Below are 20,237 nucleotides of genomic sequence, written 5' to 3'. Positions count from 1 at the left end.
TACTTTTATGTTGCAATGTTCGTCCGCGCCAAGAGTTCTTCCACCACACCGGACCGGCCCCCGCAGTACGACGGGGCCGGGGACTTCCTGTCCCGCCGGCTCGATGGCCTGAACGAACAGGCCGACAACCTGCAAACCTGGCGCAACAACCTGTTGAACGGCTTGTGCGCCGTTGCCTTGTTCCTCGGGCTGGTGGTGGCAATCCCCAGCGTCGTGGGCAGCATGAAGATGAACCAGTGGCCGCTGATCGTGAGCGATATCACCGCCCTGGTTTGCGTCGGCATCCTGTATTGCTATCGCGCCTTGTCGTTCCGCTTCCGCGCGCTGGCATTCCTGGCCATCAGCTACCTGCTTGCACTGGTCCAGCTCTTTTCCGTGGGGCCGCTGGTCCAGCCCTACCTGCTTGCCGTTCCGATCCTGTGCACCGTGCTGCTCGGGCTACGCCCGGCCATGGTGGCCTTGCTCTGGTGCAGCGCCACCCTTTTCATCGTCGGCTATTTCGGGAACATCGATCCTGGCTTGAGCAAGGTGTTTGTGACCCTGCTGATGCACTGGTCGCTGGTGTCGCTGAACTTCACGCTGGTGGCTGCGGTGCTGGTGGTGTCCTGCGCCTACCTGCTGCACGGCCTGGAAGGCGCCTTGGCGCGCCAGCGTGCGGTGCAGGAAGCGCTGGAAAAGCAGGTCGCCACCTTGCAGGCGCGCGACCTGGAATTGCGCGAATCAATGGCTGCACGCAAGGCGGCGGAAGAATCGAACGAGCAGAAGTCGGAATTCCTGGCCATGATCAGCCACGAAGTGCGCACACCGCTGGGCGGCGTGATCGGCATGCTGCAGCTTGCGAAGAAGGACGCCAGCCTGTCGGCCGAAACACGCAACAAGCTGCGCATCAGCCTGGGCAACGCGGAGGTGCTGCTGCACATCATTAACGACATCCTCGATTTCTCGCGCCTGGAGGCGGGCAAGATGCCGTTCGAAAGCATCGACTTCGACCTGCCGGCCCTGCTGCGCGACGTGGTGGCGCTGCTGGCCGATCGTGCCGAGACCAAGGGCATTTCGCTGGTGGCCGAGATCGACCCGGCCTTGCCGCGCTGGTGGCGCGGCGATCCGGTACGGCTGCGCCAGGTGGCGATGAACCTGGTGGGCAACGGCGTCAAGTTCACCGAGCGCGGCGAAGTGCGCTTGATGGCCAGCGTGGCGCACAACGGCGGCATCGCGCTGGCCGTCAGCGACACCGGCATCGGCATCGAGCCCGATGCGATTTCCCGCCTGTTCCGAAAATTCGAGCAGGCCAATGCAGCCACCTCGCGCAAGTACGGCGGCGCCGGCCTGGGACTGGCGATCTGCAAGAACATTGTCGACGCGCTGGGCGGCACAATCGAGGTGCGCAGCGAACGCGGCGCCGGCAGCGTGTTCGAGGTGTGGCTGCCGCTGCAGGCAGGACAGCCCGCAACCGAAAGGGCGCTGGAGGCGCGCGCCCCGCATGCCGCGCGCCTGCAGATCCTGTGCGCGGAAGACGGCAGCACCAACCAGATCATCCTGCGCGAGCTGCTCGGCGAAATGGGCCATGCCGTCACGATCGCGGAAGATGGCGCCGCTGCGCTGGCGCGCCTGGCGGAACGCGACTTCGACCTGGTGATCATGGACAGCCGCATGCCGCGCATGGACGGCATCGCCGCCCTGCGCCTGCTGCGTGCCGGTGCGGCCCGCGTGCGGCAGCCTGCCATTCCGGTCATCGCCCTGACCGCCAACGCAGCTGCCGAAGAGCGTGAGCGCTTCATGGAAGCCGGCGCCAACGGTTTCCTGCCCAAGCCGATCGACGAGGCAAACCTGCATGCGGAAATCGGCCGCCACGCCGGCTTGCTGATGCAGTCGCCGCGCCGTGCCGAGCTTGACGCCATGTTCGGCACCGCGGATAGCGTGGTGCCGCCGGCGCCGACGCGCGCCTTAAGCCCCGCAGCCTGCGCCGCCTTCATGCAGGAAGGCCCGCGCCAGTTTGCCGCAATCCGGCGGGGCATCCAGTGCGGCGACGTGCCGGCCATCAGCCTGAACGCGCATAGCCTGCAAGGCAGCGCCGGCCTGTTTGGCGCGCGCGAACTCAGTGCCCTGTGCGGCCTGGTCGAAACGCTTGCCAACGCGGGCATGATCGAGCGCATCCCGCCGCTTGTCAGCGAAGTGGAAAGCGAGCTGGCGGCGCTGCTGGCCGAACTGGCCCTTATTCAAGACTGTAAAAATTCAGCACCAGCCGCTCCTGTGGCACATAGTCACGCATCTTGAAGCGCAAAGTGCGCTCGCCGATGCGTTCCGGCTTGCCGGGGAAGCATAGCGAGACGGTGTCCTGCGGTGCCTCCTTGACGATGTCGAGCGTGAACTCGCCGATGCTGCCTTTCCAGTTGCGCCCCGTACCGAGGATGTATTCAACGTCGTTCAGGTTGATGTAGCCCGATCTGGCGCCATCTTTCACTTTCTGGCGTGCCTTGTTCAACACGGCTTTCATTCCCCCTTCCGCCAGGCAGGCGCGATCCTGTTCCCCGATGGATGAGAGCGGGACGCTATCTTCAGAAGGTGGCCTTGCGTCATCATAGGTGCCGAAGATGCGGCCGGCAAAGGGCCGATAGGAATGCGTGACGACGACTTCCTTCCCGGCAGGGAAGGCCTGGGTCCAGTACGCCGTTTCCGCCACCCGCCATTGCGGCATCCTCTGGTCGCTCGCGCCCAGTGCATGCAGGCGTGCCACCACCGCCTCCGGCAGCGTCATGCCGCCGGTATCGAAGGCATCGCCAAAGGTGCGGAAGATGTGGTCTTCACTCAAGCCGGCCCGGCGCAACAGCGCCGTGATATCGCGCCCCTGCAGCAAAGCCTTGCGTTCCGCACGCACCACGGCCGGCTTGCCATCGACGTGCACCAGGAAGCTCTCGACCGGGCCGATATTGCGCCAGTTCGCATCCTGTTCCGGGTCCCAGTGGAATTCCGGCATCGGGAAGGCGACCACGGTTTCGATCGTGCGCGCGCTCTCGTTGCGGAAGCGGTATTCCACTTCGATGCGCTTGACGGAAATACTCAGGTGTTCGCTGAGCATGCGGATGTCGCAGCCAGCACTGCCAGGCCAGCCGCGATCGTCCTGCGCATATCCTGCTCCATTCCAATATCAATAAAGCAAGAATGATATGTGCTGTGCCACACCGGGTCCACTGGCCCGGCGAGCCAAGCGCATGGCCTGGCAAGCCAGGGAAGCCGCCCGGCGTCAGCCGGCGGCGCCGAGCTGCTCGCCCAGCTCCTTGCCGCGCGCGGCGGCAGCCTTGACGGCGGCGATGATGGAGGCCTTGACGCCGCTCGCTTCCATGCTGGTCAGGGCTGCATAGGTGGTGCCGCCTTTGGAGGTCACTTTCTCGCGCAGCACCGGCACCGGGTCGGGCGACTGCAGCGCCAGCTGGGCCGCGCCGGTAAAGGTGGCCATGGCCAGCGCCTTGCCCTGCTCCGCCGTCAGCCCCAGCTCCTCGGCCGCCTGCTGCATCGCTTCGATGAAATAGAAGACATAGGCCGGACCGCTGCCGGAAACGGCTGTCACGGCGTCGATCTTCGCTTCATCGTCCAGCCATACCGTGGCGCCCACGGCGCGCAGGATCTGGTCGGCCGCCTCGCGCTGCTGGACGCTGACGCCGGCGGAAGCCACCATGCCGGTCACGCCCATGCCGATCAGGGCCGGCGTATTCGGCATGGTGCGCACGATGGCCTGGTAGCCGCCCAGCCAGCGCGACAGGTCGGCGGCGCGGATGCCGGCCGCAATCGACAGCACCAGCGGCGAGCGGCCGGCCGCCTGCGCCGCCTGCAGCAGCGGCAGCAATTGCTGCGTCACTTCGTGCATGACCTGGGGTTTGACCGCCAGCACCAGCACCTCGGCCGCCGCCACCGGCTCGCCGGCCGCCGCGGCCACGGTGACGCCGTATTCCTGGCGCAGTTTTTCCAGCGAGGCCGGGTTCGGGTCCACCACGTGGATATTGGCGCCGGGCGCCAGCTTGCCGGCCAGGCCGGCGATCAGCGCGGCGGCCATGTTGCCGCCGCCGATAAATGCAATCTTCATCACGTTATCCTTTGTTGTAGTCGCGGGCGCCGAAAATGGCGCTGCCGACGCGCACGATGGTCGCGCCTTCATGAATGGCGGCGCGCATATCGGCCGACATGCCCATCGACAGCGTGTCGAGCGCCAGGCCCTCGGCACGCAGTTGATCGGAGAGTTCACGCAGGACGCGGAAGGCCGCGCACTGCTGGTCGAAATCGTCTTGCGGCTCGGGGATGGACATCAGGCCGCGCAAGACCAGGCGCGGCAGCGCGGTCACGGTACGGGCCAGCGCTGCGGCGCCGGCGGGCAGCACGCCGCTTTTGCTGGCTTCCCCGCTGGTATTGACCTGGATGCACACCTGCATGGGGTGCAGGCCTTGCGGCCGCTGCTCGCTCAGGCGTTGCGCGATCTTTTCGCGTTCAATCGTGTGCACCCAATCGAAGTTTTCAGCTATAAGACGCGTCTTATTGCTCTGGATTGGTCCAATAAAATGCCATTCCAACGGCGTGCAGCCGCGCATTCTTGCCAGTTCGTGGATCTTGTCCACACCTTCCTGCACGTAGTTTTCACCGAAAGCACGCTGTCCCGCCAGCACCGCCTCGAAAACTGCCTGCGCCGGGAAGGTCTTGGAGACGGCCAGCAGCTGCACTTCGTTGGGCGCGCGCCGCGCTTCGCGCGCGGCAACGTTAATTGCTTCAGTAACAACTTGCAAGTTGTGGGCTATTGTGGACATAATCGAATGAGACAGTGCCAAGCTTTTTTGGCTATTGAAAAAGCACAGGGATTATAAATGGACATTTCCGAACTTCTCGCATTCTCCTTCAAGCAAAAGGCATCCGACTTGCACCTGTCGGCAGGCTTGCCACCGATGATCCGCGTGCACGGCGACGTGCGCCGCATCAACCTGCCTCCGCTCGAGCACAAGGACGTGCACGGCATGATCTATGACATCATGAACGACGGCCAGCGCAAGGCATACGAAGAGATGCTGGAATGCGACTTTTCGTTCGCCATTCCGGGCCTAGCGCGTTTCCGCGTCAACGCCTACAACCAGGAGCGCGGCGCCGCTGCCGTGCTGCGTACCATTCCTTCCAAGGTCCTGACGCTGGAAGAACTGAACGCACCGAAGATTTTCGCCGATTTCGCCATGAAGCCGCGCGGCCTGGTGCTGGTGACCGGTCCGACCGGCTCCGGCAAGTCGACCACGCTGGCAGCGATGATCAACCACCTCAACGAAAACGAGTACGGCCACATCCTGACCATCGAGGACCCGATCGAATTCGTGCACGAATCGAAGAAGTGCCTGATCAACCAGCGCGAAGTGGGCCCGCATACGCTGTCGTTCAACAACGCGCTGCGCTCGGCGCTGCGGGAAGACCCGGACGCGATCCTGGTGGGCGAGCTGCGCGACCTGGAAACCATCCGCCTGGCACTGTCGGCGGCGGAAACCGGCCACCTGGTGTTCGGCACCCTGCACACCTCCTCGGCCGCGAAAACCATCGACCGTATCATCGACGTGTTCCCGGCTGAAGAAAAGGAAATGGTGCGCGCCATGTTGTCCGAGTCGCTGCAGGCGGTCATTTCGCAAACCCTGCTCAAGACCAAGGACGGCTCCGGCCGCGTCGCCGCGCACGAAATCATGATCGGCACCCCGGCAATCCGCAACCTGATCCGCGAAGCCAAGATCGCGCAGATGTACTCCTCGATCCAGACCGGCAACAACGTTGGCATGCAGACGCTGGACCAGAACCTGACGGACCTGATCCGTCGCAACATGATCTCCCCGGCCGCAGCACGCTCGGCGGCCAAGATCCCAGATAACTTCCCAGGCTAACCATGGAACGCGACCAGGCTTCAAAATTCATGTTCGACTTGCTGCGCCTGATGGTCAGCAAGAAGGGCTCCGACTTATTCATTACCGCCGGCTTCCCGCCGGCCATCAAGATCGACGGCAAGATGACGCCCGTGTCGGCGCAGGCGCTGACGCCGGCCCACACCTCCGACCTGGCCCGTTCGATCATGAACGACAAGCAGACCGCTTCTTTCGAACTGACCAAGGAAGCCAACTTCGCGATCAGCCCCGGCGACCTGGGGCGCTTCCGTGTCTCGGCCTTCGTGCAAATGAGCGCGGTCGGCATGGTGCTGCGTACCATTAACAGCTCGATCCCGCAATTCGACGAACTGGGCCTGCCGCCCATCCTGAAGGACGTGATCATGTCCAAGCGCGGCCTGGTGATCATGGTCGGCGCGACCGGTTCCGGTAAGTCGACCACGCTGGCGGCCATGGTGGGCCACCGCAACGAAAACAGCTACGGCCACATCATCACCATTGAAGACCCGGTCGAGTTCGTGCACCCGCACCGCAACTGCATCATCACCCAGCGCGAAGTGGGGGTCGATACCGAGGACTGGGAAGTGGCGCTGAAGAACACCCTGCGCCAGGCGCCGGACGTGATCCAGATCGGCGAGATCCGCGACCGCCAGACCATGGACCACGCGATCGCTTTCGCCGAAACCGGCCATCTGTGCCTGGCCACCCTGCACGCCAACAGCTCCAACCAGGCGCTGGACCGTATCATCAACTTCTTCCCCGAAGAGCGCCGCCAGCAGCTGCTGATGGACTTGTCGCTGAACCTGAAGGGCATGATTTCGCAGCGCCTGATTCCGAAAAAGGATGCCAAGGGCCGCGCCGTGGCGGTGGAAATCATGCTGAACTCCCCGCTGATCGCGGACCTGATCTTCAAGGGCCAGGTGCACGAGATCAAGGAGCTGATGAAGCGCTCGCGCGAACTTGGCATGCAAACCTTCGACCAGGCGCTGTTCGACCTGTACGAAGCGGGCCAGATCACCTATGAAGATGCGCTGCGCAACGCGGACTCGGTCAACGACCTGCGCCTGGCCATCAAGCTGGAATCGAAGGAAGCGAGGAACCGCGACCTGGCCGCCGGCACCGAGCACCTGGGGATCGTCTGATGAGCACTGTTTACGACTTCAGCGCCGACAGCCTGTCAGGCCAGCAGGTGGACCTGAAACAGTACCAGGGCAAGGTGCTGCTGATCGTGAACACGGCCAGCAAATGCGGCTTCACGCCGCAGTACCAGGGGCTGGAGGAACTGCACAAGCAGTTCGCCGGCCAGCCCTTCGAAGTGCTGGGCTTCCCCTGCAACCAGTTCGGCCAGCAGGAGCCTGGCGGCGCCGACGAAATCGGCGCCTTCTGCGAGAAGAACTATGGCGTCACTTTCCCGGTGTTCGCCAAGATCGACGTCAACGGCGACAACGCGCACCCGCTGTACCAGCACCTGAAAAAGAATGCGCCGGGCATCCTCGGCACGGAAGGCATCAAGTGGAACTTCACCAAATTCCTGGTGCGCAAGGACGGCAGCATCCATGACCGTTATGCGCCGACCACCAAGCCTGCCGACCTGGCAGACGAGATCAGGAAGCTGATAGCGCAGTAAGGAGGAAGCGCCGCCATGGGCGAGATCAAGCACTACTTGATCCAGCTGTTTTCGCCGCCAGCTGACCCGGCGCTACTCACCTACGGGATCTACACTCCCTCGCTTGTCATCCTGTCGCTGCTGGTGGCGAGTTTTTCCTCCGCCATGGGCCTGCAGATGGCCGGCCAGGCGGCACGCAGCAGCAAGCGCACGCTGCGCCTGGCCGCCCTGGCGACCGGCAGCTTTGCGCTCGGCAGCGGCGTGTGGGCCATGCACTTCATCGGCATGCTGGCCTTTAACCTGTGCACGCCGGTTTCCTACGATCCTTCCACCACCCTGCTGTCGATGCTGCCCAGCATCGCCGCTTCCAGCGTCGCCCTGCCGCTGCTTGGCCGTCATCGTATCGGCGTGCGCAGCCTGCTGGTGGGCGGGGTACTGGTCGGCGCGGGTATCGGCGCCATGCACTACACGGGCATGGCGGCCATGCGCTCGGCGCTGCATCTGCGCTATGACCCGTGGATGTTCGGGCTGTCCATCGTGGTCGCCATTGCGCTGGCGACCCTGGCGCTGTGGGTGCGCTTCGGCTTGCAGGGCTCGCAGGGCTTGCGCCGCCGGCTGGGGGAACGCGGGACCGTCGCCGCGGCCGGCGTCATCATGGGCTGCGCCATCTCCGGCATGCACTATACCGGCATGGCTGCGGCGCGCTTCGTCGGCCGCGTGCCGCTCGACCCGGCCAGCGGCATCGCGAATGCCGGCTTTCTGGCGCTGGCGGTGACCCTGACCACCGCGCTGCTGACGGCGCTGGTGGTGTTCGCCAACGGCATGCTGCGCTACCGCGCACTGTTCCACCACGTGAGCGACCTGGAACAGGCGCTGCGCGCCAGCGAAGAGCAACTGCGTTCGCTGGTCGCCAACATCCCCGGCATCACCTTCCGCTGCCGCAATGCGCCAGGCTGGCCGCTGGTATTCGTCAGCGACGCCATCGAAAGCATGACCGGCTACCCCGCCTCCGACTTCCTCGGCGATCCGCCCCGGCGCCTGTTCGGGGAACTGGTGCATCCAGACGACTGGCCGGGCGTGCAGCAAGGCTGCCGCAGCGCGGTCGAACAGCGCCGCGCGTTCACGCTGGAATACCGCATCATCCACCGCGACGGCAGCATCCACTGGTTCTGGGGCAACGGCAACGTGGTGCTCGGCCCGGACGGCGAAGTCGAACTGCTGGACGGCGTGGTGCTCGACATCAGCAACCGGCGCCTGATGGAGCAGGACCTGCGCATTGCCAAGGAGCGCGCCGAGCAGGCAGCGGCGGCACGCGCCGCCTTCCTGGCCAATATGAGCCACGAGATCCGCACCCCGATGAACTCCATCCTTGGCTTCACCGACGTGCTGCTGCATGGCGAATTGAGCGCCGTGCAGCGGCGCCACCTCGACACGGTGCGCAATGCCGGCCGTTCGCTGCTGCGCCTGTTGAACGCCATCCTCGATACCGCCAAGCTGGACAAGGGCGCGGTGGAACTCGAACTGCATGATTTCAGCCTGCTGGCCCTGGCCGACGAACTCTCTTCCAGCATGGGCAATGCGGCCAAGGCCAAGGGCCTGGCGATGTCGCTGCACTACGACCCGGCACTGCCGAACTGGATCCACGGCGATGAACTGCGCGTGCGGCAAGTGCTGACCAACCTGCTGGACAACGCCGTCAAGTTCACCAGCCAGGGCAGCGTGTCGCTGGCCGTCAACGCCGAGCGCGAAGACGAGCGGCGCCTGGTGCATTTCGTCGTCGGCGATACCGGCATCGGCATTGCGCCCGACCGCATGGCTGCCATCTTCGAGCCCTTCGTGCAGGCCGACGCTTCGATGAACCGCCGCTTCGGCGGCACCGGCCTGGGCACCACCATCTGCAAGCAACTGGTGGAGCTGATGGGCGGCCGCCTGTGGGCCGACAGCACGCCGGGCGCGGGCAGCACCTTCCACGTGCTGCTGCCGCTGCTGGCGGCGCGCGACGAAGCCGTGCGCAGCGCGGCAGCGCCCACCTTGCTGCCGCCGATGCATCTCCTGGCTGCCGACGACGTGCCGCAGAACCTGGAAGTGCTGATGCTGTTGCTGGCAAAGCTGGGCCATACCGTGACCGGCGCCAGCGACGGCGCCATGGCTGCGCAACTGGCGTCCGAAGCGCAGTTCGATGCGATCCTGATGGACGTGCAGATGCCCGGCATGGACGGCCTGGAGGCCACACGCCGCATCCGCGCCGACGAAGCGGCCGCGGGCCGCAAGCGCACCCCGGTCATCGCCATGACGGCCAGCGTGCTGGAACGCGACCGCGACGCCACGCGGGAGGCCGGGATGGACGGCTTCACCACCAAGCCGGTGGACGTGGCCGTGCTGACGCAGGAACTGGCGCGCGTGCTTGGCATGCCGTCCGGCGCGCCGCAACTGGCGCCAGCGGCCAGCCCGGTGCGCGGCATGGTGCTGAATGCGGACAAGGGCCTGGCGCGCTGGGCCGGCCAGCGCGAAGCCTACCAGCGCGCGCTGCAGCGCTTCGCGCAAGACTATGAGAGCGCGCAGCGGGAACTCGGGTCCGCAATTGCTGCTGGCCAGCACGCAGCCTGCGCAGCCCTGGCGCACCGCCTGCGTGGCGCCGCCGCCAACCTTGGCATGGAACAATTGGCAGATGCGCTGTGGCGGCTGGAGACCGGCCTGCAGGCGCAGGACGGCCGTGCCGGGCTGCCGGCCTTGCTGGAACAGGCGACGCAGCGTCTGGCGGACGCCCTGGCCGCCGTGTGGGCGCGGGACGATGCCGGCGACCCGCTTGCGCAGTCCGCAACGCCGGCGTCGCCGCTCGACCTGGAGCAGGTGCAGGCGATGGGCAAGGCCATGCTGCAGTCGCTGGAGCGCGGCAGCTTCGAGCAGCAGGAACTGGCCGCGCTGGCCGATGTGCTGCGCGGCTGCGTTGCCGAAGCGCACCTGCAGGCCCTGCAGCGCGCGCTGGACGACTTCGACTTCCCGGCCGCCCGCGACGCCCTGCAAGCGCTGCTTGACGAGTGCCTGGACACGCAAAGGAATACGCCATGACCCGACAAGCCACCGTGCTTGCCGTCGACGACGAATCGACCAACCTGCAGCTGCTGCGCCAGATCCTGCAGGACGGCTACCGGCTGCTGTTTGCCAAGGATGGCGCGCGCGCCATCGAGCTGGCGGTCAACGAAAAACCCGACCTGATCCTGCTTGACGTGATGATGCCCGAAATGACGGGCTACGACGTTTGCCGGGTACTGAAGGCCAACCCTGCCACCGCCAATATCCCCGTGATCTTCGTCACCGCGCTGACCGATTCGAACGACGAAGTGGACGGCTTCGAAGCGGGCGCGGTGGACTTCATCAGCAAGCCGCTCAGCCCTGCCGTGGTCAAGGCCCGCGTCAAGCTGCACCTCTCAATGGTGCGCATGGAGGAGCTGCGCGCCAGCCGCCTGGCCATCGTTCAGCGGCTTGGCCTGGCAGCCGAGTACAAGGACAACGAGACCGGGCTGCACGTGATTCGCATGAGCCATTATGCCCGCCTGCTCGGCACCGCCGCCGGCCTCGACGAGCAGGACGCGGATGACCTGTTCATTTCCGCCCCCATGCATGATATCGGCAAGATCGGCATCCCCGACAGCATCCTGCAAAAACCTGCCCGCCTGACGCCGGAAGAATACCTGGTCATGCAAACCCACCCCGGCATCGGCGCCCACATCATCGGCCAGCACGAGGGCGGCATGCTGGCCATGGCGCACGACGTGGCGCTGTGCCATCATGAAAAATGGGACGGCAGCGGCTATCCCAATCGCCTGGCCGGCGAGGACATCCCTCTGGCGGGCCGCATCGTGGCGGTAGCCGACGTCTTCGATGCGCTGACGTCCGTGCGCCCTTACAAGGCAGCCTGGAAGCTGGAGGATGCCTGCGCCTGGATGAAGGACCAGCGCGGCCGGCATTTCGAGCCGCGGCTGGTGGACCTGTTCCTCGACCAGTTGCCCGAGGTGACGCGCATCATGGACAAGTGGGCCGAGCGCTGAAGCTAGCCGTGCAAGGCGCGGTCGAGCAGTTCGATCCAGTGCTCGACCGGCGTTTGCGTGCCGGACTGCAGGTGCCCGATGCAGCCCATATTGGCCGAGACGATCCGTTCGGCGCCGGTGCCGGCCAGGCTGGCAAGCTTGCGGTCGCGCAGCTGCAGCGACAATTCCGGCTGCAGCAGCGAATAGGTGCCGGCTGAACCGCAGCACAAGTGCGCATCGCGGCACATCCTTACCTCGACGCCCAGCGCGCGCAACAGCCCCTCGACCTTGCCGCGGATCTGCTGGCCGTGCTGCAGCGTGCAGGGAGGGTGCCACGCGACCGGCGCCCCGGCAGCGCGCGCGCCTGCGCGCTGCACCAGTTCGGCCTCGAACGCCGGCAGGATTTCACTCAGGTCCCGCGTCATTTCCGAAATGCGCGCCGCCTTGGCGGCATAGGCGCCGTCGTGCGCCAGCAGATGGCTGTATTCCTTGACCGTGACGCCGCAGCCGGAAGCGGTCATCACAATCGCCTCCACCTGCTCCTGCGCCACGTATGGCCACCATGCGTCGATATTGCGCCGCATATCGTCGAGCGCCGCATCCTGGTCGTTCAGGTGAAAGCGCAGCGCCCCGCAACAGCCGGCGCCGGGTGCAGCAAGCAACTGCACGCCCAGGGTGTCCAGCACGCGCGCAGCGGCCGCGTTGATGTTCGGCGCCAGGCCGGGCTGCACGCAGCCATCGAGCACCAGCATCTTGCGGGCGTGCGCTCGCACCGGCCATGCGCTCGCGGGCCGGCGCGCGGGAAGCTTGTCCTGCAACGGCTTGCCCAGCAAAGGCTTGAGCAACTGCCCCGCGCGCAGGGCCGGTTCGAACAGCCAGCGGCGCGGCAAGGCTTCCTTCAGCACGTAGCGCCGGATGCGGTCCGGCAGCTTGCGCGGCACGCGCTGCTCAACCACCTTGCGGCCGATGTCGGCCAGGCGCCCATACTTGACGCCGGAAGGACAGGTGCTTTCGCAATTGCGGCAAGTCAGGCAGCGGTCCAGGTGAAGCTGGGTGCTGGCCGTCACCGGCGCACCCTCCAGCACCTGCTTGATCAGGTAGATGCGGCCGCGCGGCCCATCCAGTTCGTCGCCCAACAGCTGGTATGTCGGGCAGGTCGCAGTACAAAAGCCGCAATGCACGCAGGCGCGCAGGATCGCTTCCGCTTCGTCGCCGTCCGGCGTGCCCTTGATGAAATCTGCCAGGTTCGTTTGCATATCAGTACATGCGGCCGCAATTGAAAATGCCCGCCGGGTCGAAGGCGGCCTTCAGTCGTTCGTGGATGCGCGCGATCGCCGGCGCCAGCGGATGGAAGGCCCCAACGCCTGCGCCAAGATCTTCGCTCGCGACCCGGTAACGCGTAGCGTGTCCTCCGGCCGCAGCCGCGACGCGCCGAATGTCTTCGGCGACGCCGTGGTCGACGCGCAGCCAGCGCTGCGCCCCGCCCCACTCGATCAGCTGTTCGCCGCGCATCACCAGCGCGCTGGCGGCGCTTGGCACGGACAGCCGCCACAGCTCCGCCGCTCCCGCCTCTGCGCTCGCGAAAAAATCGCCGCGCTGGTCGCGCAAGGCGCTCCAGAACGCGCTGCCGTCGGCCAGCGCCTCGCCGCCCATGCCAGCCTGCGCCGCCCTTACTGCCGCCTGGGCTCCCGACAGGCGCACGGTCAGCATCCCGCCATGCCAGCAAGTCGCCGACACCGGCAGCGGCCGCCCGGCCCACTCGTTCATCATGCGCAGCGCCCCGGTTTCGTCCACCTCGAAGCGGATGGTCGCCTCGCAGAAAGGCACGGGCAGCACCTTCAAGGACACCTGGGTGACCAGGCCCAGCGTCCCCAGCGAACCGGCCAGCAGCCGCGATACGTCATAGCCGGCCACATTCTTCATTACCTGGCCGCCGAAGGACAACAGTTCGCCGCGGCCATCCATCAGCTGCGCGCCCAGCACGAAGTCGCGCAAGGCGCCTGCTGTGGCGCGGCGCGGGCCGGACAGGCCGCTGGCCACCACGCCGCCAATGGTCGAGCCGGCGCCGAAGCGCGGCGGTTCGAAGGCCAGCATCTGTCCATGCTGCGCCAGCAAGGCTTCGATGTCGGTCAGCGGCGTGCCGCAGCGTGCCGTGACCACCAGCTCGGTCGGCTCATATTCGACGACGCCGGCATAGGCGCGGGTATCGAAAACATCGCCGACCACGTTCTGCCCATACCAGTCCTTGGTGCCGCCGCCGCGCAGCATCAGCCGCGTGCCATCGGCGCTGGCAGCCTGGATGCGGGCGCGGAACTGTTCGAGCATCGCATCCATCTCAGAACCTCGGCAATCCGGCATGCGGCAAACGTCCCGCACGCACATGCATCTTGCCGAACTCCGCGCAGCGGTTCAGCGTTGGAATCGCCTTGTTCGGATTCAGCAGCGACACAGGATCGAACGCCCGCTTCACCGCAAGGAAGGCCGCCAGTTCGGCATCGCTGAACTGGGCGCACATGGAGTCGATCTTCTCGATGCCCACGCCATGCTCGCCGGTGATGGTGCCGCCCACTTCCACGCACAGCGCCAGGATCTCGGCGCCGAAAGCTTCGGCGCGATGCAGCTCGTCGGGCTGGTTGGCATCGAACAGGATCAGCGGGTGCAGGTTGCCGTCGCCCGCGTGAAACACGTTGGCGCAGCGTAGGCCGTACTTGGCTTCCATCTGCTCAATGCCAAGCAGCACGCGCGCAAGCTGCTTGCGCGGGATGGTGCCATCCATGCAGTAATAGTCGGGCGAAATGCGCCCTGCTGCCGGGAAGGCGTTCTTGCGGCCGGACCAGAATTTCAGGCGCTCCTGCTCGCTGTTCGAGACCAGTACCGCGCTGGCGCCGGCCGCCTGCAGAACGGCCGTCATGCGGGCGATTTCCTCTTCGACCTCATCGACCGTGCCGTCGGCTTCGCACAGCAGGATGGCGGCGGCATCGGTATCGTAGCCGGCGCACACGAAGGGTTCGACCATGCGCGACGAAGTGCGGTCCATCATTTCCAGGCCGGCCGGGATGATGCCGGCCGCGATCACGTCAGCCACTGCGCTGCAGCTTGCGCCAACCTCGTCGAAGGAAGCCATGATGACGCGCGCACTGGCGGGCTTGGGCACCAGCCTGACGGTGACCTCTGTGACGATGCCCAGCATGCCCTCGGAGCCGACAAAGGCGGCCAGCAGGTCCAGGCCCGGGGCATCGAGGGACTCGCCGCCCAGCTCCACCACATCGCCCTCGATGGTTGCCATGCGCACGCGCAGCACGTTGTGCACGGTGAGGCCGTACTTCAGGCAGTGCACGCCGCCAGAATTCTCCGCCACGTTGCCGCCGATGGTGCAGGCGATCTGCGAGGAAGGATCGGGCGCATAGTACAGGCCGTATGGTTCGGCAGCTTCGGAGATGGCGAGGTTGCGCACACCCGGCTGCACGACTGCCGTGCGTGAAAAGGCGTCCATGCGCACGATCTGGTTCATGCGTGCGGTGGACAGCACCAGGCCGTCGGCAATCGGCATGGCGCCGCCGGACAGGCCGGTACCCGCGCCGCGCGGCACGATCGGCACATTGAATTCGCGGCAGACCTGCAGGACGGCCAGCACCTGAGCTTCGTCAGCCGGCAAGGCAACCGCCATGGGAAGCTGGCGATACGCCGACAGGCCATCGCACTCATAGGGACGCGTGTCTTCCGCTTCCGACAGCACGCTCGATGGCGGCAGGGCCGCGCGCAGGGCGGCAACAAAGGCTGTGCTGTTTTTCATTGATCCATTGTAAGTTCAAATCCTGCAAGCACGCGGAATTCCCCTCCCAACCAATGGTAATTTGTCGTATCCTGCCACCGTTAACGACAATTTGAGGCTGCAATGGGTAATCGACTCTCGAAAATCGCCACCCGCACCGGCGACAAAGGCACCACCGGCCTGGGCGACGGCTCCCGCGTGGACAAGGACAATGTGCGCATCCAGGCCATCGGCGAAGTGGATGAGCTGAACTCCAACCTAGGCGTGCTGCTGGCCGAAGCGCTGCCGGACGAGATGCGCGAGGAACTGGTCTCGATCCAGCACGACCTGTTCGACCTGGGTGGAGAGCTGTGCATTCCGGGCTACCAGATGATCAAGGAAGAACACGTCGAGCGCCTGGATGCGCTGCTGGCCAAGTACAACGCGACGCTGCCGGCGCTGACGGAATTCATCCTGCCGGCCGGTTCGCGCGCCGCGGCGCTGTCGCACGTGTGCCGCACCGTATGCCGCCGCGCCGAGCGCGCCATCGTCACGCTGGGCAAGAACGAAACCATCCACGACTTCCCGCGCCAGTACGTGAACCGCCTGTCGGACCTGATGTTCGTGCTGGCGCGTGTGCTGAACCGCTTTGCAGGCGGCAGCGACGTGCTGTGGCACCACGACCGCAAGCGCGGTTAAAAGCCGGCCTGCGCGGCAAAGCGCTGCTGCAGGTAGTCGAGCATGAGCCGCACCCGGTGCGGCAGGTAGCGGCGGCTGGGGTAGAGCAGGTGCAGTTCCTGCGCCGGCCCCCGCCAGCCGCGCAGCACCCGGCGCAGCTTGCGCTGGGCCAGCAAGTCATGCACCAGCCATTCCGGGCACAAGCCGATCCCTCCGCCAGCAGCGAGCGTATCGCGGATTGCCAGCGCATTGTTGACGCGGTAACGGCCGTGCGTGGCGACTGTCACATTTTGCTCCCCATCCGATAATTCGAGCGTGTCCCCGCTGCTCAACCAGGCGAAGCGGATGTATTCGTGCTCGCCCAGTTGAGCGGGCGTTTGCGGCGTGCCGTGCGTCTTCAGGTAGGACGGCGCGGCCACCAGCAGGCGCGGCGAAGCCCCGATGCGGCGCGCGATCACGTTCGGCGGCAAGTCGCTGCCGAGACGCACCGCGATGTCCACGCCCTCTTCCACCAGGTCCGCCATGCGGTCGTTCAGGATCAGTTCAACTTCAATGGCGGGGTATTGCCGCAGGAAGTCCTGCACATAGGCGTTGAGGCAGAACTGCCCCAGGGCCACCGGTGCATTGATGCGCAGCAGGCCGCTGGCGGCAGCCGTCTCGCCGCGCACGTCGGCTACCGCGTCGGCATATTCTTCCAGCACGCCGCGGGCGCGTTCGTAAAAGCGGCGTCCGGGCACGGTCGGCGACAGGCTGGCCGTGCTGCGTTCGAGCAGTCGCACGCCAAGGTCGGCCTCCAGCGCCGCGACGACCTTGCTGATATTCGATTGCGTGGTGTGCTGCTCGCGGGCGACGGCCGAAAGACTACCCAGTTCAACGGCACGCACGAAGCATTCGAGGGAGCGTAAAGTGTCCATCCATCATTCCTTTTTGGACTTAACTATAGTCCATTTTCGCGACTACCAGTCGACATCGGAATAATGGAGCATGGCTCCATCCGAACTTGACTGGAGAATCCACATGAAACGCCTTGCTTTTTCCCTGGCTGCCTTGCTCGCCGCAACAGCCGTCCATGCAGCCGAATGGCGCACCAGCTGGTACGCTGCGCCGATGCCGGCCTGGGGCGCCGAATTCGCCTTGCCCACCATGATGCCGCCGTCGCTGGAGGCGCAGACAGTGCGGGAGTTCGTGCGCACCAGCGTCGGCGGCGACCAGGTGCGCGTCAGCTATTCCAACCGCTATGGCAGCGCGCCGCTCGTGATCGGCGAAGTGCGGCTGGCGCCGGCCCGCGGCGAACCGTCGCGCGCAGCTACGTCGCAGCAAGATGGCGCAGGCGTGCAACTGACCTTTGGTGGCCAGCGCAGCGTGACAATTGCGCCGGGACAGTCGGTCACCAGCGACGCGGCCCCGCTGGCGGTTGGCGCCCGCCAGCGCCTGTCAATTTCCACCTGGCTGCCGCAACGCTCTCCGCTCACGACTTTCCACTGGGGTGCGCAGCAAACGGCCTTTGCGGCTCCCGGCAACTGGGCCGCTGCCGCCGAGCTGCCGGGCGCCCAAGCGCTGGCTGGCCGCACCTTCCTGAGTGCCGTGCAAGTCTCCGGCCCAGCGCGACGCACCGTTGTCGCTCTCGGAGATTCAATCACCGACGGCAACGGCTCCACACCCGACCGCAACCTGCGCTGGCCCGACCAGCTGGCCGAGCGTGCCGAGGGCGTCGCCGTGGTCAATGCCGGCATTTCCGGCGCGCGCCTCCTGGCGGATGGCATGGGCGAAAAGGCGGCTGCGCGCGTCGAGCGGGATGTGCTGTCGCAACCAGGCGTGGACACGGTGATCGTCCTGCTGGGCATCAACGACATCGGCTGGCCTGGCAGCGCATTTGCCCCGCACGAGCCGCCAGTCACGGCCGGCGCCATGATCGCCGGCTACCGCAAGCTGATCGCCGCCGCACGCGCCCGGCAAGTGCGCATCGTCGGCGGCACGCTGCTGCCCTTCGAAGACGCCCTGCAAGGCACGCCCTACGCCGGCCACTACTCGCCCGCCAAGGAGCGCGTACGCCGCGAAGTCAATGAGTGGATCCGCCGCAGCGGCGAGTTCGACGCCATTATCGATTTCGACCACCTGCTGCAAGACCCTGCGCACCCATCCCGCCTGCGCCCCGAATTCGACTCTGGTGACCACCTGCACCCCAGCGACGCTGGCTATGCCGAAATGGCACGCGCCGCAGCATTAATCGCCAAGCAAGCGCGACATGCCTTTGGCAAGGCTCAGGCGAGTGGCGCCACTGGGGTGGCTGGCGAGCACGGTTAAGGCGGGGGAATCGGCGGCAAGCTTGCTGTAAAAGGTCAGCATGGCCGCGCATGGCCAGCCCGCGCGATAGGCGATCAGCATGCCAAGCTGGTCAGCCTCCCGCTCCTGGATCGCGGCGAGTTTGGACAGGCGGAATTGCAGGGGCACGTCGGAGGCCAACCGCTCCAGAACCACATCGAGCGGCAAGTCGCGCCGGCTGTCGAGCAAGGCCTCCGACAGGGTTTCGCGCTCGTGTTCTGCGACGACGTGGGCAATTTCATGCGCAAGCAGGACCGCCAGTTCGCCATCATTCAGCCGAAGGCGTTCGACAAACAGGCTGCCGACCAACAATTTTCCGCCGGCCTGGCTTTCGGCTTCCACAGCCGGATCGTCGGTAACGTGGAATTCCCACGGCCATCCCGCAGCAGCGGGCCTTAGCGAGCTGGCTGCGCGCACCAGTCCATCGGCGATGCCCTTCACGCGCAGCAGCAGGACCTTGTCGCGGTCAAGCCGGCCAACAGCAGCCAGCGACACCGTCTGCTCGATATACTGGCTCTCCGCCTGTTGCTCGACTTCTTCGGCGGGAAAACGCAGCTCCTGCCAGCGGCCGGATTCGGGAACCTGCGCCATGGCTTGCGAGGCCGAGACCAGCAGTGCGAGCAGGAGATAGCGCATTTCACTCCCTCGATTGGAATAAACTATTTATACCAATCTAGGCGACACTCGCCGCAGGCACAAGATTTGATGGAATTTTGTTAGACTGCGCAGATGCGAAAATTTCAACAATGCGTTTTTGCCATCGCAGTCGCGTTCGCGACAGGTGGCGCGGCAGCCCAGGAGACGACTCCAAGCGTCGAGGTACAGGGCGTAAAGAATCCGGACATGAAGTCCTACCGCGCCGTCGTGGCCGGCCTTGATGCATTCGAGGAGCACCATGCGCTGGCGCCATCGGTGCCGGAGCTGCGCTTCCGGCTGACGGGGCGCGAGGGCCAGGAGCAGCCTGCCGGCGATGCCCTCTACCTGCGCATTGTCGGCAACGGCGAACCGATCCCGGTCCCCATCGCGCAAGACGGCACCTTCGCCGTGCCACGCGTGCAATCGGCAATCGATGACGATGCCGATCTGATACTGAACCGCAAGAAGGGAGTGCTGAAAGGCTACCCCGATATCCGCACGCCAGGCTTGCCGGAAAACGTCCGTCGCCTGGGCGACCTGCGCCTGGAATGCCAGGTGATGATCGCCATCGCCAAGAAGGAAATGGGCCTGATGATGAAGCTGTTCGTCAACACTGTCGCCATGACGACCAACTGGTGCGACATGAGCTTTGACAAGAAGAAGATCAGGTTCGCCTTCCGCAGCCTGCGCCCGCTCGAAAGCGCCGAAATCATCGACGGCGAACGCCACGAAAAGCTCGATACCGGCGACTTCAGTTTCCGCTCGCCGATCGGCGAAAGCGATTGGTCGAACGAAGCCCGCATCGAGCTGCGTTACGCCCCGGAGTTGACGCCGGAAGAAAAAGCCAATCCCTGGCTGCAAACGCTGTTCGTGACCGGTTCCATGAGCGACTGGGCTTCGCGCAATCCGCTGCGCAGGGTTGAGGAAGGCATCTACGCCGCAGAACTGGACCTGGACAAGGGCTCACATTCATTCAAGGTCGGCACGCGCGGCCTGGCGGCAATCAGCCTTGGCGCGCCGGCGCCGGAACAGCAGCTAGCGGACGGCGTAGCCGTGCCGCTGGCCAAACAGGGCAAGCGCCTGCGCCTCAAAGTGGAAAGCGCCGGCCGCTACTCCTTCACGCTTGATGCACGCGACAAGGAAGCCCCAACGCTGCGCGTGGCACGCCTGCCCTAAGGCGCGGCGCGCCGGATCGAGGCATCCAGCGCTGCCGGGTTGAACCCGTGCAGCACCTCGGGGTCAATCACCAATAGGCACTCAGCGCCCGCCAAGCTGGCTGAACTCCGGAGCCCGGCCAGCATCCCTCGCCTCTTGCCGTCCCTTGCAGG

General features: G+C 65.6%; 17 protein-coding genes. 9 read left to right on the top strand and 8 right to left on the bottom strand.

Annotation, left to right across the window (positions count from 1 at the left end; all coding sequences use genetic code 11):
- Window positions 1–15 precede the first annotated feature (15 nt).
- Window positions 16–2,274: an ATP-binding protein gene (locus ACN9M3_RS07075; protein ID WP_426321445.1), complete on the top strand. Its 2,259-nt coding sequence runs from the start codon at window positions 16–18 to the stop codon at window positions 2,272–2,274.
- On the opposite strand, the gene ACN9M3_RS07070 is transcribed toward ACN9M3_RS07075, so the two are convergent.
- The 3 genes from ACN9M3_RS07070 to ACN9M3_RS07060 all read right to left on the bottom strand — a co-directional run bounded on the left by ACN9M3_RS07070 (window position 2,213) and on the right by ACN9M3_RS07060 (window position 4,790).
- Entirely contained in the window at window positions 2,213–3,076 is an 864-nt protein-coding gene (locus tag ACN9M3_RS07070) for a DUF4424 family protein (protein ID WP_426321443.1), read from the bottom strand. The two genes, ACN9M3_RS07075 and ACN9M3_RS07070, sit on opposite strands and share 62 nt — an antisense overlap.
- A gap of 165 nt (window positions 3,077–3,241) precedes the next feature.
- Window positions 3,242–4,078, bottom strand: coding sequence for a pyrroline-5-carboxylate reductase (gene proC / locus ACN9M3_RS07065; protein WP_426321441.1), 837 nt, complete (start codon window positions 4,076–4,078; stop codon window positions 3,242–3,244).
- Between the two features lie 4 nt (window positions 4,079–4,082).
- A complete protein-coding gene (locus ACN9M3_RS07060) occupies window positions 4,083–4,790 on the bottom strand; it encodes a YggS family pyridoxal phosphate-dependent enzyme (protein ID WP_426321439.1) in 708 nt (235 codons plus the stop codon).
- A gap of 57 nt (window positions 4,791–4,847) precedes the next feature.
- Between ACN9M3_RS07060 and ACN9M3_RS07055 the strand changes: the two genes are divergently transcribed.
- The 5 genes from ACN9M3_RS07055 to ACN9M3_RS07035 are packed head-to-tail and all read left to right on the top strand — an operon-like array spanning window position 4,848 to window position 11,543.
- Window positions 4,848–5,891 (top strand): type IV pilus twitching motility protein PilT, encoded by a 1,044-nt coding sequence (locus ACN9M3_RS07055; RefSeq protein ID WP_426169131.1) that lies wholly within the window; start codon window positions 4,848–4,850, stop codon window positions 5,889–5,891.
- Between the two features lie 2 nt (window positions 5,892–5,893).
- Entirely contained in the window at window positions 5,894–7,030 is a 1,137-nt protein-coding gene (locus ACN9M3_RS07050; protein WP_426169129.1) for a PilT/PilU family type 4a pilus ATPase, read from the top strand.
- Window positions 7,030–7,515: a glutathione peroxidase gene (locus ACN9M3_RS07045; protein ID WP_426169126.1), complete on the top strand. Its 486-nt coding sequence runs from the start codon at window positions 7,030–7,032 to the stop codon at window positions 7,513–7,515. Before ACN9M3_RS07050 ends, ACN9M3_RS07045 begins: the two co-directional genes overlap by 1 nt.
- Window positions 7,516–7,530: 15 nt before the next feature.
- Window positions 7,531–10,563: an MHYT domain-containing protein gene (locus ACN9M3_RS07040; protein WP_426321436.1), complete on the top strand. Its 3,033-nt coding sequence runs from the start codon at window positions 7,531–7,533 to the stop codon at window positions 10,561–10,563.
- Entirely contained in the window at window positions 10,560–11,543 is a 984-nt protein-coding gene (locus ACN9M3_RS07035) for an HD domain-containing phosphohydrolase (protein ID WP_426321434.1), read from the top strand. The genes ACN9M3_RS07040 and ACN9M3_RS07035 overlap by 4 nt, the downstream gene beginning before the upstream one ends.
- A gap of 2 nt (window positions 11,544–11,545) precedes the next feature.
- On the opposite strand, the gene glcF is transcribed toward ACN9M3_RS07035, so the two are convergent.
- From glcF to ACN9M3_RS07020, 3 genes are read right to left on the bottom strand one after another with little or no spacing between them, the layout of a single operon-like run.
- Window positions 11,546–12,778 (bottom strand): glycolate oxidase subunit GlcF, encoded by a 1,233-nt coding sequence (gene glcF / locus ACN9M3_RS07030; RefSeq protein WP_426321432.1) that lies wholly within the window; start codon window positions 12,776–12,778, stop codon window positions 11,546–11,548.
- 1 nt (window position 12,779) lies between these two features.
- On the bottom strand, window positions 12,780–13,856 hold the full coding sequence (glcE, locus tag ACN9M3_RS07025; protein ID WP_426321430.1) for a glycolate oxidase subunit GlcE: 1,077 nt from the start codon (window positions 13,854–13,856) through the stop codon (window positions 12,780–12,782).
- A gap of 1 nt (window position 13,857) precedes the next feature.
- Window positions 13,858–15,315 (bottom strand): FAD-linked oxidase C-terminal domain-containing protein, encoded by a 1,458-nt coding sequence (locus tag ACN9M3_RS07020; protein WP_426321428.1) that lies wholly within the window; start codon window positions 15,313–15,315, stop codon window positions 13,858–13,860.
- A 102-nt stretch (window positions 15,316–15,417) separates the two neighbouring features.
- Between ACN9M3_RS07020 and ACN9M3_RS07015 the strand changes: the two genes are divergently transcribed.
- Window positions 15,418–15,972, top strand: a complete 555-nt coding sequence (locus tag ACN9M3_RS07015) for a cob(I)yrinic acid a,c-diamide adenosyltransferase (RefSeq protein ID WP_426321426.1) — start codon at window positions 15,418–15,420, stop codon at window positions 15,970–15,972.
- On the opposite strand, the gene ACN9M3_RS07010 is transcribed toward ACN9M3_RS07015, so the two are convergent.
- Entirely contained in the window at window positions 15,969–16,865 is an 897-nt protein-coding gene (locus tag ACN9M3_RS07010) for a LysR family transcriptional regulator (RefSeq protein ID WP_426321424.1), read from the bottom strand. The two genes, ACN9M3_RS07015 and ACN9M3_RS07010, sit on opposite strands and share 4 nt — an antisense overlap.
- Window positions 16,866–16,968: 103 nt before the next feature.
- On the opposite strand from ACN9M3_RS07010, the gene ACN9M3_RS07005 reads away from it, so the two are divergent.
- On the top strand, window positions 16,969–18,255 hold the full coding sequence (locus ACN9M3_RS07005) for an SGNH/GDSL hydrolase family protein (RefSeq protein ID WP_426321422.1): 1,287 nt from the start codon (window positions 16,969–16,971) through the stop codon (window positions 18,253–18,255).
- Here the strand turns inward: ACN9M3_RS07005 and ACN9M3_RS07000 are convergent.
- Window positions 18,175–18,909 carry a M48 family metalloprotease gene (locus tag ACN9M3_RS07000; RefSeq protein WP_426169103.1) on the bottom strand — a complete coding sequence of 245 codons (735 nt, stop codon included), beginning with the start codon at window positions 18,907–18,909 and terminating at the stop codon, window positions 18,175–18,177. The genes ACN9M3_RS07005 and ACN9M3_RS07000 overlap by 81 nt on opposite strands.
- 93 nt (window positions 18,910–19,002) lie before the next feature.
- On the opposite strand from ACN9M3_RS07000, the gene ACN9M3_RS06995 reads away from it, so the two are divergent.
- Complete coding sequence (locus ACN9M3_RS06995) at window positions 19,003–20,085, top strand: hypothetical protein (protein WP_426169101.1); 1,083 nt, start codon at window positions 19,003–19,005, stop codon at window positions 20,083–20,085.
- Window positions 20,086–20,237: the final 152 nt, after the last annotated feature.

Source organism: Pseudoduganella sp. R-43 (assembly GCF_049913255.1).
Lineage (GTDB): Bacteria > Pseudomonadota > Gammaproteobacteria > Burkholderiales > Burkholderiaceae_D > Rugamonas.
This window is presented reverse-complemented; position numbering and strand designations above follow the sequence as displayed.

Bases quoted from the DNA above. Each gene is read 5' to 3' on its own strand.
- ACN9M3_RS07005 (WP_426321422.1), top strand. From the start codon at position 16,969: ATGAAACGCCTTGCTTTTTCCCTGGCTGCCTTGCTCGCCGCAACAGCC.
- ACN9M3_RS07050 (WP_426169129.1), top strand. From the start codon at position 5,894: ATGGAACGCGACCAGGCTTCAAAATTCATGTTCGACTTGCTGCGCCTG.
- ACN9M3_RS07015 (WP_426321426.1), top strand. From the start codon at position 15,418: ATGGGTAATCGACTCTCGAAAATCGCCACCCGCACCGGCGACAAAGGC.
- ACN9M3_RS07070 (WP_426321443.1), bottom strand. From the start codon at position 3,076: ATGCTCAGCGAACACCTGAGTATTTCCGTCAAGCGCATCGAAGTGGAA.
- ACN9M3_RS07060 (WP_426321439.1), bottom strand. From the start codon at position 4,790: ATGTCCACAATAGCCCACAACTTGCAAGTTGTTACTGAAGCAATTAAC.
- ACN9M3_RS06995 (WP_426169101.1), top strand. From the start codon at position 19,003: ATGCGAAAATTTCAACAATGCGTTTTTGCCATCGCAGTCGCGTTCGCG.
- ACN9M3_RS07075 (WP_426321445.1), top strand. From the start codon at position 16: ATGTTCGTCCGCGCCAAGAGTTCTTCCACCACACCGGACCGGCCCCCG.
- ACN9M3_RS07035 (WP_426321434.1), top strand. From the start codon at position 10,560: ATGACCCGACAAGCCACCGTGCTTGCCGTCGACGACGAATCGACCAAC.
- ACN9M3_RS07055 (WP_426169131.1), top strand. From the start codon at position 4,848: ATGGACATTTCCGAACTTCTCGCATTCTCCTTCAAGCAAAAGGCATCC.
- glcE (WP_426321430.1), bottom strand. From the start codon at position 13,856: ATGGATGCGATGCTCGAACAGTTCCGCGCCCGCATCCAGGCTGCCAGC.
- ACN9M3_RS07000 (WP_426169103.1), bottom strand. From the start codon at position 18,909: ATGCGCTATCTCCTGCTCGCACTGCTGGTCTCGGCCTCGCAAGCCATG.
- ACN9M3_RS07040 (WP_426321436.1), top strand. From the start codon at position 7,531: ATGGGCGAGATCAAGCACTACTTGATCCAGCTGTTTTCGCCGCCAGCT.
- ACN9M3_RS07045 (WP_426169126.1), top strand. From the start codon at position 7,030: ATGAGCACTGTTTACGACTTCAGCGCCGACAGCCTGTCAGGCCAGCAG.
- glcF (WP_426321432.1), bottom strand. From the start codon at position 12,778: ATGCAAACGAACCTGGCAGATTTCATCAAGGGCACGCCGGACGGCGAC.
- ACN9M3_RS07020 (WP_426321428.1), bottom strand. From the start codon at position 15,315: ATGAAAAACAGCACAGCCTTTGTTGCCGCCCTGCGCGCGGCCCTGCCG.
- ACN9M3_RS07010 (WP_426321424.1), bottom strand. From the start codon at position 16,865: ATGGACACTTTACGCTCCCTCGAATGCTTCGTGCGTGCCGTTGAACTG.
- proC (WP_426321441.1), bottom strand. From the start codon at position 4,078: ATGAAGATTGCATTTATCGGCGGCGGCAACATGGCCGCCGCGCTGATC.